This window comes from uncultured Parasphingorhabdus sp. (assembly GCF_963677535.2).
Taxonomy (GTDB): Bacteria; Pseudomonadota; Alphaproteobacteria; order Sphingomonadales; family Sphingomonadaceae; genus Parasphingorhabdus.
In genome coordinates this window covers 513,583-527,990 of sequence record NZ_CAXXUT010000003.1, presented here as the reverse complement: position 1 = coordinate 527,990, position 14,408 = coordinate 513,583, and the positions used below count along the sequence as shown (strand labels likewise).

12 protein-coding genes are annotated in these 14,408 nt (G+C 57.8%); 4 read left to right on the top strand and 8 right to left on the bottom strand.

Translation table 11 applies throughout. The features are described 5' to 3' along the window. Window positions 1–43: 43 nt before the first annotated feature. The gene (gene rpoB, locus ACHZCJ_RS09475) at window positions 44–4,447 is read right to left on the bottom strand and encodes a DNA-directed RNA polymerase subunit beta (protein ID WP_394700088.1); all 4,404 of its coding nucleotides are present in this window, start codon (window positions 4,445–4,447) and stop codon (window positions 44–46) included. 221 nt (window positions 4,448–4,668) lie between these two features. Then, complete coding sequence (locus ACHZCJ_RS09470) at window positions 4,669–5,310, bottom strand: hypothetical protein (RefSeq protein ID WP_321325894.1); 642 nt, start codon at window positions 5,308–5,310, stop codon at window positions 4,669–4,671. Window positions 5,311–5,509: 199 nt separating this feature from the next. Between ACHZCJ_RS09470 and ACHZCJ_RS09465 the strand changes: the two genes are divergently transcribed. Both ACHZCJ_RS09465 and ACHZCJ_RS09460 read left to right on the top strand, forming a co-directional pair. Next, window positions 5,510–6,070, top strand: a complete 561-nt coding sequence (locus ACHZCJ_RS09465) for a DUF2975 domain-containing protein (RefSeq protein WP_321325891.1) — start codon at window positions 5,510–5,512, stop codon at window positions 6,068–6,070. After that, window positions 6,070–6,294 carry a helix-turn-helix transcriptional regulator gene (locus ACHZCJ_RS09460; RefSeq protein WP_321325889.1) on the top strand — a complete coding sequence of 75 codons (225 nt, stop codon included), beginning with the start codon at window positions 6,070–6,072 and terminating at the stop codon, window positions 6,292–6,294. The genes ACHZCJ_RS09465 and ACHZCJ_RS09460 overlap by 1 nt, the downstream gene beginning before the upstream one ends. A gap of 81 nt (window positions 6,295–6,375) precedes the next feature. On the opposite strand, the gene ACHZCJ_RS09455 is transcribed toward ACHZCJ_RS09460, so the two are convergent. Next, on the bottom strand, window positions 6,376–8,304 hold the full coding sequence (locus tag ACHZCJ_RS09455) for a sulfatase-like hydrolase/transferase (protein ID WP_321325887.1): 1,929 nt from the start codon (window positions 8,302–8,304) through the stop codon (window positions 6,376–6,378). A 159-nt stretch (window positions 8,305–8,463) separates the two neighbouring features. After that, window positions 8,464–9,051: a TetR/AcrR family transcriptional regulator gene (locus tag ACHZCJ_RS09450; RefSeq protein ID WP_394700087.1), complete on the bottom strand. Its 588-nt coding sequence runs from the start codon at window positions 9,049–9,051 to the stop codon at window positions 8,464–8,466. A 113-nt stretch (window positions 9,052–9,164) separates the two neighbouring features. Here ACHZCJ_RS09450 and ACHZCJ_RS09445 point away from each other — a divergent pair, with 113 nt between their 5' ends. Further along, window positions 9,165–10,607, top strand: coding sequence for a carotenoid oxygenase family protein (locus ACHZCJ_RS09445; RefSeq protein WP_321325885.1), 1,443 nt, complete (start codon window positions 9,165–9,167; stop codon window positions 10,605–10,607). 65 nt (window positions 10,608–10,672) lie between these two features. Here ACHZCJ_RS09445 and ACHZCJ_RS09440 read toward each other — a convergent pair whose 3' ends face one another. Both ACHZCJ_RS09440 and ACHZCJ_RS09435 read right to left on the bottom strand, forming a co-directional pair. Next, window positions 10,673–11,392: a 5'-methylthioadenosine/S-adenosylhomocysteine nucleosidase gene (locus ACHZCJ_RS09440; RefSeq protein ID WP_321325883.1), complete on the bottom strand. Its 720-nt coding sequence runs from the start codon at window positions 11,390–11,392 to the stop codon at window positions 10,673–10,675. Continuing rightward, window positions 11,385–11,924, bottom strand: coding sequence for an adenine phosphoribosyltransferase (locus tag ACHZCJ_RS09435; RefSeq protein ID WP_321325881.1), 540 nt, complete (start codon window positions 11,922–11,924; stop codon window positions 11,385–11,387). Before ACHZCJ_RS09435 ends, ACHZCJ_RS09440 begins: the two co-directional genes overlap by 8 nt. A gap of 90 nt (window positions 11,925–12,014) precedes the next feature. On the opposite strand from ACHZCJ_RS09435, the gene ACHZCJ_RS09430 reads away from it, so the two are divergent. Then, window positions 12,015–13,250: a cytochrome P450 gene (locus ACHZCJ_RS09430; RefSeq protein WP_321325879.1), complete on the top strand. Its 1,236-nt coding sequence runs from the start codon at window positions 12,015–12,017 to the stop codon at window positions 13,248–13,250. A 102-nt stretch (window positions 13,251–13,352) separates the two neighbouring features. Here ACHZCJ_RS09430 and rplL read toward each other — a convergent pair whose 3' ends face one another. After that, entirely contained in the window at window positions 13,353–13,727 is a 375-nt protein-coding gene (gene rplL, locus ACHZCJ_RS09425; protein WP_159645941.1) for a 50S ribosomal protein L7/L12, read from the bottom strand. Between the two features lie 42 nt (window positions 13,728–13,769). Then, window positions 13,770–14,282, bottom strand: coding sequence for a 50S ribosomal protein L10 (gene rplJ, locus ACHZCJ_RS09420; protein ID WP_159645938.1), 513 nt, complete (start codon window positions 14,280–14,282; stop codon window positions 13,770–13,772). Between the last annotated feature and the right edge of the window lie 126 nt (window positions 14,283–14,408).

Here is a 14,408-nt window from a genome sequence, read left to right as displayed (position 1 = left end):
TACGCCCCAAATTTCAAATGCTGGGTGGCGTGAAACTAGCGCTTCACTCCGCCGCTATCGCAATGCCGTCGTCATCATCGTCGCCGTCTTCATCCTCGTCACCGAAGCTGGAGAGCTGGACGTTGAGGCCGAGCGACCGCATTTCCTTGACCAGAACGTTGAAGCTTTCCGGAACACCGGCTTCGAATGTATCGTCGCCCTTGACGATTGCTTCGTAAACCTTGGTCCGGCCGATCACGTCATCCGACTTGACCGTCAGCATTTCCTGCAACGTGTAAGCCGCGCCATAAGCCTGCAGTGCCCAGACTTCCATTTCCCCGAAACGCTGTCCGCCAAATTGCGCTTTACCGCCAAGAGGCTGTTGCGTGACCAGGCTGTAAGGACCGATCGAACGAGCGTGGATCTTGTCGTCGACCAGATGGTGTAGCTTGAGCATGTAGATATAGCCCACGGTCACCTTGCGGTCGAACTTGTCACCGGTCCGGCCATCATAAAGATCGACCTGACCGCTGCGATCCAGACCTGCCAGTTCGAGCATGTCGGAAATGTCGCCTTCGTGGGCGCCGTCAAACACCGGCGTTCCCATCGGGACACCGTGGCGCAGATGGCCCACCATTTCAACGATGTCGGCGGTTTCACGGCTGTCGATATCCTCGTGATATTGCTCACCGTAGATCACCTTCAGCCGTTCCTTGACCGCATCTGGCGGCGATGCTGCCTGCGGATCGGGGTTGGCGAGTTTCCATTCTTCCAGCGCTTCGGTGACCTGCTGGCCTAGACCACGTGCGGCCCAGCCCAGATGGGTTTCGAAAATCTGTCCGACGTTCATTCGCGAAGGCACGCCAAGCGGGTTGAGCACGATGTCAACCGGCGTACCATCCTCGAGGAACGGCATGTCTTCCTGCGGCAGTATGCGGGAGATAACCCCCTTGTTGCCGTGACGGCCGGCCATCTTGTCGCCTGGCTGCAGCTTGCGCTTCACCGCGACGAAGACCTTGACCATTTTCAGAACGCCCGGAGCCAGTTCGTCACCGCGTTCCAGCTTCTCGCGACGGTCCTCGAACCGTTCGTTGATCCGCTTGATCGCTTCGTCATATTGCTGACGGGTAGCTTCGAAATCGGCCTGAACCTGATCATCCTTGACGGCAATCTTCCACCAATCAACCTGTTCCAGTTCGGACAGGCTTTCCTCGGTGATCGTGGCACCCTTCTTCATTGGCTTGGGCGCGGAAGTCGCGGTCTGGCCGATCAGCATGTCTTTCAGCGTGTTGAAGGTTGCACGGTTGAGAATGGCGCGTTCGTCGTCGCGATCCTTGGTAAAGCGACCGATTTCCTCGCGTTCGATCGCCAGCGCACGTTCGTCCTTGTCGATGCCGTGGCGGTTGAAGACACGGACTTCAACGACCGTTCCGGCGACGCCGGGTGGCAGGCGCAGGGAGGTGTCACGCACGTCAGACGCTTTTTCACCGAAGATGGCGCGCAGAAGCTTCTCTTCCGGCGTCATTGGCGACTCGCCCTTGGGCGTGATCTTGCCGACGAGAATATCGCCCGGTTCGATTTCCGCACCGATATAGACAATGCCTGCTTCGTCGAGGTTGCGCAGGGCTTCCTCGCCGACATTCGGAATGTCGCGGGTGATGTCTTCGGGGCCAAGCTTGGTATCGCGGGCCATGACTTCAAATTCTTCGATGTGGATCGAGGTGAAGACGTCGTCTTTCACGATCCGTTCGGAGATCAGGATACTATCCTCGTAGTTGTAGCCATTCCAGGGCATGAAGGCGACGAGGCTGTTCTTGCCGAGTGCCAGTTCGCCCATGTCGGTGGACGGACCGTCGGCGATCGTGTCGCCCTTCTGGACGATTTCGCCGACCTTCACCAGCGGACGCTGGTTGATGCAGGTGTTCTGGTTGGACCGCTGGAATTTCTGCAGCGTGTAGATGTCGACACCGGACTTGCCGGCTTCGACCGCACCCGATGCGCGGATGACGATACGGGTGGCGTCCACCTGATCGACGATGCCGGCGCGGCGGGCCGCGATGGCTGCGCCGGAGTCGCGAGCCACGGTTTCTTCCATGCCGGTGCCGACAAACGGTGCTTCGGCTTTCACCAGAGGCACAGCCTGACGTTGCATGTTCGATCCCATGAGCGCGCGGTTGGCGTCATCGTTTTCCAGGAACGGAATGAGCGATGCAGCGACCGAAACCAGCTGTTTCGGGCTAACGTCCATGAGGGTGATGATATCGCGCGGCGCCATCAGGAATTCGCCAGCCTGACGCGAGGAAACGATTTCCTCGACGAAGCTGCCGTCTTCATTCAGCTCGGCGTTGGCCTGCGCCACGGTGTGCTTCTGTTCTTCCATGGCAGAAAGATAGACAACGTCGTTGGTGACCTTGTTGTCCACGACTTTCCGGTATGGCGTTTCGATGAAGCCGTACTGGTTAACGCGGCTGAACGATGCCAGCGAGTTGATCAGGCCGATGTTCGGGCCTTCCGGCGTTTCAATCGGGCAGATACGGCCATAATGGGTCGGGTGAACGTCGCGGACTTCAAAGCCGGCCCGTTCGCGGGTCAGACCACCGGGGCCCAAGGCTGATACGCGGCGTTTATGGGTGACTTCCGAAAGCGGATTGGTCTGATCCATGAACTGCGACAGCTGCGAGGAGCCGAAAAATTCGCGAACCGTTGCAACCGCAGGTTTCGCATTGATCAGATCGTTCGGCATCACGGTGGATACGTCGACGCTGCTCATCCGCTCCTTGACTGCGCGCTCCATGCGGAGGAGGCCGACGCGATACTGGTTTTCCAGCAGCTCGCCAACCGAACGGACACGACGGTTGCCGAGATTGTCGATGTCATCGACTTCGCCCTTGCCGTCTTTCAGATCGACCAGGGTTTTGACAACCGCGAGAATGTCTTCCTTGCGCAGGATGGTGTAATCCGCCGGCGCATCCAGTTCGAGACGCATGTTGAGTTTGACACGGCCCACAGCGGACAGGTCATAGCGTTCCGGATCGAAGAACAGACCCTCGAACAGGGCTTCGGCTGTTTCGCGCGTTGGCGGTTCGCCGGGACGCATGACGCGGTAGATGTCGGACAGGGCGCCGTCACGGTCTTCGGCCTTGTCGACCTTCAGCGTGTTGCGGATCCACGGACCCGTTGTGACATGGTCGATATCGAGCAGTTCGAGCGCGTCGATGCCGGCATTGTCGATCTTCTCGAGATTTTCCGCCGTCACTTCGTCGCCGGCCTCGATGTAGATTTCGCCGGTTTTCTCGTTGATCAGGTCGAAGGCACTGTAGCGTCCGAAAATTTCTTCGGTCGGGATGACAATGTTTGTCATGCCGTCGGATTCGGCTTTCTTGGCAGCGCGCGGGGTGATCTTCGTACCCGCTTCGAAAACGACTTCGCCGCTCTGCGCGTCAACGATATCGAAGGTCGGCTTGATGCCGCGCCACTGTTCGGTGACGAAAGGAATGGTCCAGCCGTCTTTCGCGCGCTTGTAAACGATCCGGTCGTAGAACAGGTTCAGGATATCTTCTTCCGAATAGCCCTGTTTGACGATCTTGACGATTTCGGCGCTCTTCGTGCGGCCTTCGTCTTCGATCTTGCCGCCGTTAAATTCGATTGCGCCCATCGGTTCGCGGATGGTGATCAGATTGCCGTCAATTTCCAGAATTTCGGCTGGCTGTTTCATGCCGCTGACACGAACCATTTCACCGACCTTGAAATCAGGCTTCTTCTCTTTGACTTCCAGAATCGCGTCACCCAGCGAACGCAGCAATGCGGTCACCGGCAGCTTGCGCTTGCGGTCGATGCGGACGTTGACGATATCTTTGGCGTCAAATTCGAAGTCGAGCCAGCTGCCGCGGTATGGAATGACGCGGGCGGCGAAGAGGAATTTGCCGGACGAGTGGGTCTTGCCGCGGTCATGGTCAAACAATACGCCGGGCGAACGGTGCATCTGGCTGACGATAACGCGCTCTGTGCCGTTGATGACGAACGTGCCGTTCTTGGTCATCAGTGGCATGTCGCCCATGTAAACGTCCTGTTCCTTGATATCGAGAACCGAGCGTGCTTCTGTTTCAGGGTCGACCTCGAACACGATCAGGCGGAGGGTTACCTTCATCGGTGCGGCATAAGTAATGCCCCGCTGGCGGCATTCGTCGACATTATATTTGGGATCTTCGAGCTGATAGTTGACGAAGTCCATTTCGGCGGTGCCGGCAAAGTCGCGGATCGGGAACACGCTGCGCAGCGTCTTTTCGAGACCGGAAACATATCCGATCGAGGGATCCGAACGCAGGAACTGCTCATATGATTCGCGCTGAACCTCGATAAGATTCGGCATTTCGATGACCTCGTGAATGTCGCCGAAAATCTTGCGGATGCGTTTCTTGCGGGTGGGGGTCGGAGCCGTCGTTTTGACCGAAGCTGCGTGGGTAGCCATATCGTTTTGCCTTCTCGCCATCGCCGGAAAACCGGCGGAAAATCAAAATGTGGAGGCGCTTCAAGACGACAAAAGCCGCATGTCTCCCAAGGTGGGAAACTGCAGCTTTTTAGCGTCCTGAAAACCGTGCAAATTTCATTTCTTCTGGCGCGCCGCGCGACTGCACGCCCTGTCTCGAAATCTGTGGTGAGCGCGGGATATAGGGCGATGTTGGAGCCGGGTCAAGAGGCGGGGTTGGGAGATATGGATGAGGTGGCCGGTTTGTCTCCATACCATTTTGTTGCCAGCACCCGGATAACCCAGAAGATCATGACAAGCAAAACGAGTGGTTCCGGAATGTCCAGAATGCCACTGTCACGAACGCTCTTGGGAAAGGGTGCTGCTCCCGGGCCGGTGAACAGAGATCCGTTTGCGATAAAATAGGCTAGGCACATCCGCCACAAATGGCGTGCGATAGGCTGCCTTCCGGTAATTTTCTTTCGGGCGATCATGACGATGTCGCCCATCGCGAGCAAAGTCGCCAATCCTGCGAAGAAAAAGTGCGGAGCGGCGGGCAGTCCGTCTGTTAATCCAGTCGGGCTGTTTTGCGCCTCGAACCCGGCCGCAATTGCGCCAATGACAACAAACAATATCAATGTAGACGCCAGATAGTCGGCTAGAGTGATCGCGCCGTCGGTTCGCTTGGCAGCCGACCGGGATGTGCAGACCAGATAGATCGTGATGAGACCGGCCAGGACCGAAATCGCCATGGGCAGGATCAAGGCTATATAGATGCCTGCCATCGCCATCACCAGCATCGAGACGAAGAATATATTGCCAGCCACCCGGTGCGGTCGCGATCCGTTTGCCGTGATCAGAGCCATCGCACCGGCGAATAGGCGATCGCACCCATGGTGACGTGGACAAGCATGATGACCGACATTGTTTTCACCCTCGCCGCGAGTCTCGACAGGGAGGCTTTCTGGAGCAGAATATATCGAAAAACAATAATAAGCTTGATGTTTATCAATAAATCTATATCGATAAGCGATAAGGAATGACAGCCGGATATTGGAGGGAAATATGACGCAGACAAAGAAACCGAATGACATCATACTCAAATCAACGCGTGGACTGTTGATTTTCGCCAAATGGATGCTGGTGCTTGGCGTTGGTGCGCTTGCAGCCGCGTTACCCGTTCTATTGTTTTCCTACCGGCAGCTGCTGGCGGAGATGGGTGAGATATTTGTCAGTCAACCTGCGCCTGAAACGGTCGGCCTGATTGGAATACTCATGTTCCTGGGAGCGGTCATCATGCTGCTCACGCTCTTCGCCATCAACCGCCTCAGAAAAATTGTAGATTCGGTCGGCGAGGGCAATCCCTTCACCCGGATAAATGGTACAAGGTTGCGCGGGATGGGCATTGCCGTGTTCGCGATTCAGCTAGTCACTTTCGTTGGCAGTCTCCTGGCAACCGGCTTGCTCACGATGCTTGGCGAGGTAAAGCCGGGACAGGATTTTCATCTCTCTATTGACGGCAGCATTTCGCTGTCGGGTATATTGCTGGTGCTGCTCCTGATTATTCTCGCTCGCGTCTTTGATAGCGGTGCCAAAATGCAGGAAGAGCTGGAAGGCATAGTTTGATGGCAATTTCCGTAAAGCTCGACGATCTGCTCCACGACAATCGTATGACCCTGACCGAACTGGCTGAGCGGGTCGACATCACGCTTGCCAACCTGTCGATCCTGAAAACCGGTAAGGCAAAGGCAATGCGATTCACCACGCTGGAGGCAATTTGTCGGGAATTGAATTGTCAGCCGGGGGATTTGCTGGTTTTTGAAGATGCAGCAGGTAGGCGAGCGGAATGATCGCCAATCCACCTGCCAGTAAGGACCAATATTCAGATCCGGGCCCGCATTGCGGGCAAGCGGTGGCAGCGCCGCTTGCGATCAGTTGGGCTTTCGTTCCGCCCGGTTCTGCCATCTTGCGGATCCCCAGATGCGGATAAGCCGGTCCACGCGGTGCCTGAAGGTGCCGGACAAATGGTCGGCATGAGCGCAGTGGTTCTGCTCGACCATGCAGGCTTCGCCGGTGTCGAGCCGCAGCGATGTGATATCCGATGTCCCTTCGGAGATACCGATCTGGGTCGGGCTGTCGAGATCGCCAACTGTCATCAGCACCGGGTTTGCGGGGATGACCGGTTTCTCCCCCTTGAGCAGTGACAAGATGATGGCGCGAAGATCACTCAGGCCGACCGGGCCGTTCGCCGAAACTCCCGGACGGTTGGTGACCAGGAAGATGCCGTTCTGGCGGATATTGATATTGTGTCCGTGGCCCAGAAATCCGTCTTCGAACAAATCCTCGCCATGGTCACTGGTTATAATCACCACGCTGTCGTCCCAAAGACCGTCACGCTTCAGTTTTACCACCAATTCTCCCAGGCGCTGGTCTGCGTAGGCGACGGCGTTCCAATATGTTTGCCGCAGCTCCTCCTTGTTGGCCGCACTGATTTCCGATCGGGGCAGGGGGCGGTCCACCAGATTGAGCGTCATGTCCTTGTGGTAATAGGGAAAGTGCGGCGACTGGAAATTGAAATAGAGAAATTGCGGCTTTTCCCATTTTGCCGGCACTTGATAGGCCTCCGCAAAAGCGTCCAGCAGATGCTTTTCGTCGATCAGGATCGAGCCCTGGGCGCCGTTGCTGAACGCGCGCAGATGTTTCAGCTTTTCGCCATCCAGAAACAGGTCGGCATTCTCGCGCATGCCAACGGTCTCGGCAATATCGCCGAACCCCTCCGGCTGGCCGGAGAAAACCGAAATCTCATAGCCGCTGGCTTTCAGTTCGCGGAATAGCGAGGGAGAGCCGCTGGCCGGTTGTAAGCTGCCGGAGAACAGGGATTTCAGCGACGCGGTGGTAAAGCCGACGTGGCTGAGCACCGGAGATATCAGACTGCCGGATCTGGCGATGGCCTCGAGGTTGGGAGCCACGGTCTTGCCGTTGATCCGTTTGCCGATCACATCATAGCGGGTGCTTTCCATCACGATCAGGATCAGATGAGGACGTTTGCCCGCTATTTCGGTCAGGGGCGGTTGCGGTGGCAAGGGGAGCAACTCGAGATCGCCACCATAGCCGTCTTCGTCCATGCCGTTACCCGGCACATCCATCGCCAGTGGATAGCGGGTGCTGTTGAACGGATGCCGGTCCGGCATGTCGGATACCCAGCCATAGCCGTCATTGTCAAAATCGGTAAGTCGATTGGCAGCGGTGGTAAACAGGCCCCAGGCAAGGGTGCGGTTCAGACCATTTTTAACGTCGCTCGAAATCATGGGCACAGCGATTGCGAGGATCAATGTGAGAAGGAATGCTGCCACGGCCAGACGACCGCAGGCCGGCCATGCAGGATCGTCACAGCTCTTCGGAAATCTACGGGACAGAAAGCGATATGCGTAAATATAGGCACTTAGGCCGAGGGCCAGTCCGGCAACGGCGAGGACAATCTCGTCGGAAGCAAATAACAGTGCATCGGTCAGGCTGCCACCGCCGAGATTGGCCATCAGTGCGAAGCTCATGGTATCGCTGAAATATTGATGCAGCTGGAAGGTGAGCGCGAGCAGCAGGATATAGGCGCCACCGACGATCGTGGTCAGAAAGAACAGCGGCGGCCAAGACTCTCTGCTGCGGAATATCCGGATGATGATCCACCAGACGGTGATGACCAGCATCGCCATTGCAGCGGCATAGCTGACCAGAAAAAGGGCGCGCTCAGCCAGCCTATCAACGGCCTGCGACTGGCCAAAGCCGCCTGTAAACAGACCATATTTGCGGTCAGCTAGGGCGAGTTCCAGCGCGGCGAGAAGGCTCGCAAGACAGAGAAACACGCCGCAAAGGAGCGATCTCTGCCTGTCACTTCTGGTGAAAAGATCCCGTAATTTGCTTATTTTATGTCCCGCCCCGCTTGTGAAGAGCGAGGCTAGCAAAAGCCGGTAAAGGCCGGGTTAAGCAGGGCAGATCGTTGCGGGACCGGTCACCCGGGCGGTTCAGGCGGGGCGAAAATCCGTCATGACCACGGTTTTGCGGACCATTTCCGGATCATATTCCACCTGGCCGTCGAGGATCAGCATCGCCAGGCCGTGGACCAGCGACCAGGCGTGCAGGGCCGCGACATTGCGCTGCTCGGCCGACATGCCTTCGGGCATCGACGCTGCAATTCCGGCGCGCAACTGGTTGAAAGCCTCGCCCATTTCGGTCGGGTCGCAATCGAAATCCACCTTTTCGACGCGGGTGTAGATAAGCCGGAACAGAGCGGGGTTCTCGACCGCCCATGTGACATAGGTGATCCCGACTTCGATAAACCCGTTGCGCCCGCCGCCGGCGTCTCTGGCCGCCTTCGCCTGATTGGCACCCAGCCGGCCGAGCGCTTCCAGCGCCAATGCATCGAGCAGCGCGTCCTTGTTCGGGAAGTGGCGGTATAATGCCGTTGCCGAGACCCCGAGATCGCGGGCCAGCGCGCGCAGGCCGAGGTCGGGATGATCCTGATTCTCGATCCGCTCCATCCCCATTTGCAGCGCCGCCGCGCGCAAATCGCCATGATGATAGGCGGTACTCATCGGAAGAATCGGAGGCATGTTGGCCCTGCGTCACATGCAATGTTGACACTGTTATCATAGTTCGTCATGTTAACAGCATAAACATTCCGAGTCGATTTGCCAATCCCGGTTTCAGCGAGAAGGAAATATCCATGGCTTCCGTAATTGAAAAAACTATCCGCGCTGCTGTCACACCCGTCATGGGCGCAGTGTCGAATTTCAACCGCAAAAGGCTGGACGCGCCGGAAGATGGGCATCCCTATCTCACCGGTGTGCACAAGCCTATGACCGAAGAGGTGACGCTGGCGGACCTGCCCGTCGAAGGGGAAATTCCGGCCGCGCTGGACGGACGCTATCTGCGCATCGGCCCCAATCCGGTCGATACGCCCGACGAGGCCAGCTACCACTGGTTTGCCGGCGATGGCATGGCCCATGGCGTGCGGATTTCCGGTGGCAAGGCGGAATGGTATCGCAACCGCTGGATCCGGTCGAACAAGGTGAGCGACGCGCTCGGCGAAGCGCGCAAGCCCGGCACCCGCAAGCCACGGACCGACAATGCCAATACCAATATCATCGGCATCAATGGCCGCACTTTCGCGATTGTCGAAGCGGGGGGATTTCCGGTGGAAATGTCTGCAGAACTGGACACAATTGCGCATAATCCGTGCGATAATTCCCTGAATCATGCCTTTTCTGCCCATCCCCATCTCGATCCGGCAACCGGCGAGATGCATGCCATCTGCTATGACGCGCCGGTGATGGACAAGGTCTGGCACGTGGTGCTGGACAAGGAGGGTACGGTCCGCCGCGAGGAACCGATCCCGGTGCGCCAGGGGCCGTCGATCCATGACTGCCAGATTACCGAAAATCATGTGCTGGTCTTTGACCTGCCGGCGACATTCTCGATGAAGCGGATGCTGGCCGGCTATGCCTTCCCCTATGACTGGAACCCGGAGCATGGCGCCCGCGTCGGCCTGTGCCCGCGCGAGGGGCTGGGCATGGAGACCATCTGGTGCGAGCTGGACGAGCCCTGCTACGTCTATCATCCGGCGAATGCTTTCGAAACCGCAGACGGCACGGTGATCGTCGATGTCGTGGTACACGAGAGCACCTATGCGCGCTCGACCTTCGGTCCGGGTGGAAAATGGTCGCGGCTGGAACGCTGGACCGTCGACCCGGCGAGCCGAAAAGTCGATCGCAAGATCCTCGATGACCGTCCCCAGGAATTCCCCCGCTATGACGAGCGGAAAACCATGCAGCCCTATCGCTTTATCTACGATATCGCGCTGGCCGGCCATCCCGACGAACTGGACATGGCGGGTACCGAATTGTTCAAACATGATCTGCAGGACGGCAGCAAGCTGGTGCGCGATTTCGGTCCGGGTCGCCATCCGGGCGAATTTGTGTTCGTGCCACGCGCGCCGGATGCGGCCGAGGATGAAGGCTGGCTGATCGGTCTGGTGATCGATGCGCAGCAGGAGAAAAGCGAATTGCAGATTCTCAACGCCGACGATTTTCTTGGCGAGCCGCAGGCGGTGATTCACCTGCCACACCGTATCCCGCCGGGTTTTCACGGCAATTGGGTGGCGGGTTAGGCTTTTCCGCCTTTGCCGATCCGTCCGCGGCGGTCCTTCGACAGGCTCAGGACGAACGGCTCTGGCTACAGCAGTTCGATGAACCGCGCTGCCTCGCTGGCGGCGCGGTTGGCTGCCCGTTCGAGATTGGCATGAAAGTCGCCACTACTGTCGCTGTTCGCGCCGTCGGTGACCGCCTTGATCCCGGCCCAGGGCAGGCCGAGCAGTGCGGCTATCTGGGCCACCGCAGCGGTTTCCATATCAACCAGATCGGCCTGCAAGACATCGCGCAGATAGCCTGAGCGATCGGGACATTTGACGAAACAGTCGGCGGTCGCGATGCGGGCATGAGGAAGGTCGAACCCATTTGGCCGGGCTAGTGCTGCAAACGGCGACCAGTCGGCCGGGCCAATCGGCCATGCGCCCGCGTCATAGTGGGTAAAGCCTTCATGGTCGCCAAATCTTTCCAGCGTGCCATAGTCGGCTTGCAGGCTTTGGTGCAGATAGAAGCAGTCCCCGTCTATGTCGCTCACCTGTCCCGCTGTTCCGATAACAAGAAACAGGTCCGGTTTGAAATGCTGCCGCAAAAACATCGCGGCAGCACCGGCATGGACCTTGCCGATACCCGAACACATGATCGCAAGCTTTGCCGGGACCTTGTTCAATCTTGGATGATCGACCGTCCGGTAATCGCCGAAAGGGCTGCCATGCCTGACAGCGTTGTGGCCGCGCAGAAACGCATCGGCTTCATCTTGGACGCCGGTTATGACCGCTATTCGATCGATCTGGGGTTGCAGATCAGTCACCGGCAAAGGCCATCAGCGCCGTGGGTTCCACGCCGGCGGCTTCGAGTGTCTTGCCCCCGCCGAGATCGGGCAGGTCGACAATGAACAGTGCCCGTTCGACCTCGGCACCCTGGCCACGGAGCAACTCCACGCCCGCCATGGCCGTCCCGCCGGTGGCCAGCAGATCGTCGACCAGCAGCACCCGCTGGCCGGGGCGGATCGCGTCGTCGTGCATTTCGATCCGGTCCGTGCCATATTCCAGCGCATAGTCGATGCTCACTGACTGGCCCGGCAATTTCCCCGGCTTGCGCAGCATCACCTTGCCCTTTTCCAGCGCGTAGGACATCGCCGCCGAAACGATGAAGCCGCGCGCCTCGATGCCGGCGATCAGGTCGAAACTGTCGGGGTCGACCAGCGCAATCATCCGGTCGATGGTCTGGCGAAAGGCTGGTCCGTCGAGCAGCAGGGGCGAGACATCGCGAAACTGGATGCCCGGTTTCGGATAGTCCGGGATCGTCCGCACCAGAGCCCTGAGATCGTCATTGTCGGTCATAGTCGTCGTCCCTGCTCTCATTAACATTTGTGTAAATAGCGCCTTGCCTTTCCGCAACCATCGGATAATCTGTAAGGTAGGAGAGAAGCAATGACCAATTCCGACGTTCTGGAAAAACGGGCGATCACGCCCTTTGATGTGAGTGATGGTGCGCTCTATTCCGAAAACCGCTGGCAGGTTCCCTTCGCCCAGCTGCGCCGCGAAATGCCGGTCAGCTATCGGCCCGACAGCCCTTATGGACCCTATTGGTCGGTGGTGACCCATGATCTGGTACAGAAGGTGGAGCTCGATCCGGAGACCTATTCTTCTTCCTATGAGCAAGGCGGGATCACCATCACCGACGGCAGCGGAGAATATGAGTTTCCCAATTTTATCGCCATGGATGCGCCGACCCATACGGCGCAGCGCAAGGTGGTGCAGCCATCGTTCAACCCGAGCGAGATGCTGGCACGGGAACCCGAGATAAGAGCGCGGACCAAGGAGCTGTTCGATGCGCTTCCGGTGGGCGAGACGTTCGATTGGGTAGAGGAAGTCTCGGTCAAGCTGACCATCGGCATGCTCTGCGTATTGTTCGATTTCCCCTGGGAGCAATGGCGCGACATGAAGCGCTGGTCGGACACCGCCAGCGAAGTGTCGCCGGACCAGAGCGAGGAACGGCTGCAGAAATTTTTCGCCGAAATGTACCAGATGCTGAACAAGTTTGACGAATTGTTCGAAAAAGAGCGGAAAAACCCGCCTAACGACAAGATTCTCAACCGGATCATCCACAGCGACGCGATGGGCAATATGCCCGAACTCGAGCGGCTGGCGAATATTGCGCTGCTGATCGTCGGCGGCAATGACACCACGCGCAACAGCATGAGCGGCTTTGTCCGCGCCTGCAATATGTTCCCCGACCAGTTTGAACGGCTGCGCGAGGATCCGTCCCTGGTGCCCAATGCGGCACAGGAAATCATTCGCTGGCAATCGCCCGTCACCCATATGCGGCGGACCACGACCTGCGAAACCGAACTGGGCGGCCAGATCATTCCGGCGGGCGAAAAGGTCATACTCTGGTATATTTCGGCCAATCGGGACGAGTATCTGTTCGCCAATCCCGATGTCGTCGATTTCACCAGAGACAATGCCCGCCGCCATATCGGCTTCGGTCACGGCGTCCACCGCTGCGTCGGTGCGCGGCTCGCGGAAATGCAGCTGGCGGTGCTGTTCGAGGAAATTCTCGGCCGCAATGTCCGGGTCGAGCAGGACGGGCCGCTGACCTATTCCGACAGCTGTTTCCTGCACGAGATCGATCATATGCCGGTCAAAATGGTGCCGATCGCCTAGGCGGGAAACTGTTGCGCCGGCGGACAATTTGTCCGGCAGGCATGAAAAAGGGCGGCTCCCGAACCTGAAGCCGCCCGAATTTTCTGCAATAAACCGTCAGGCTTATTTGAGTTCGACGGTACCGCCAGCTGCTTCGATCTTCGCTTTGATTTCTTCAGCTTCGGCTTTGGCAACGCCTTCCTTGATCGCTTTCGGTGCGCCTTCGACGAGGGCTTTGGCATCGGTGAGGCCCAGAGCGGTAATCGCACGGACTTCTTTAATCACCTGGATTTTCTTGCCGCCGTCGCCGGTCAGGATTACGTCAAATTCGCTCTGCTCTTCAGCAGCTTCGCCACCGCCTGCAGCAGCAGGACCAGCAACAGCAACAGCAGCAGCAGCGGAAACGCCCCACTCTTCTTCCAGTGCCTTGGACAGTTCAGCCGCTTCCATGACGGTGAGTTTCGAAAGTTCTTCGACCAGTTTTGCAATATCAGCCATTTTAAATACGCTCCAATTTTCTAAATATTTGAGAAGTTAAATTCATTCACCGGTAGCGGCAAAAGCGCCAACTACACGGGCAAGGGCTCCAGCTGGTTCTTTGACAACCCGGGCGATTTTCGTTTGTGGTGCGACAAGCAGACCAACAATCGTTCCGCGCAGTTCATCAAGAGATGGCATGGAGGCCAGAGATTTTACGCCTGCTTCGTCAAGAAGGGTGTCACCCATTGCGCCGCCAACGATTTCAAGACGATCGTTGGATTTGGCAAATTCCACTGCAACTTTTGCAGCGGCCACCGGATCATCCGATGTGGCGAGCGCGACCGGACCAGACAGCATATCAGCTATCGGGGCATAGTCGGTTCCTTCCAGAGCCAGCTTGGCAAGGCGGTTTTTAGAGACTTTGAAGCTTGCGCCTTCGTCCCGCATTTTCGTCCGCAGCTCGGTAGACTGAGCCACGGTGAGACCCAGGTTGCGTGTGACCACGACCACCCCGGCCTCTTTGAAAACAGCGTTCAGAGCGGCAACCGCTTCGGTCTTTTGACCACGATCCATATTTTGCTCCTTCACGTGGGCGTGGGTTTTAAAGGCCCGCACCCGATTCTAGTAACCACCATCCTGAAACAGGTTCAGCATGACGAGCGAAAGGACTGATCGAAACCAATCCTGTATAATCCGAAG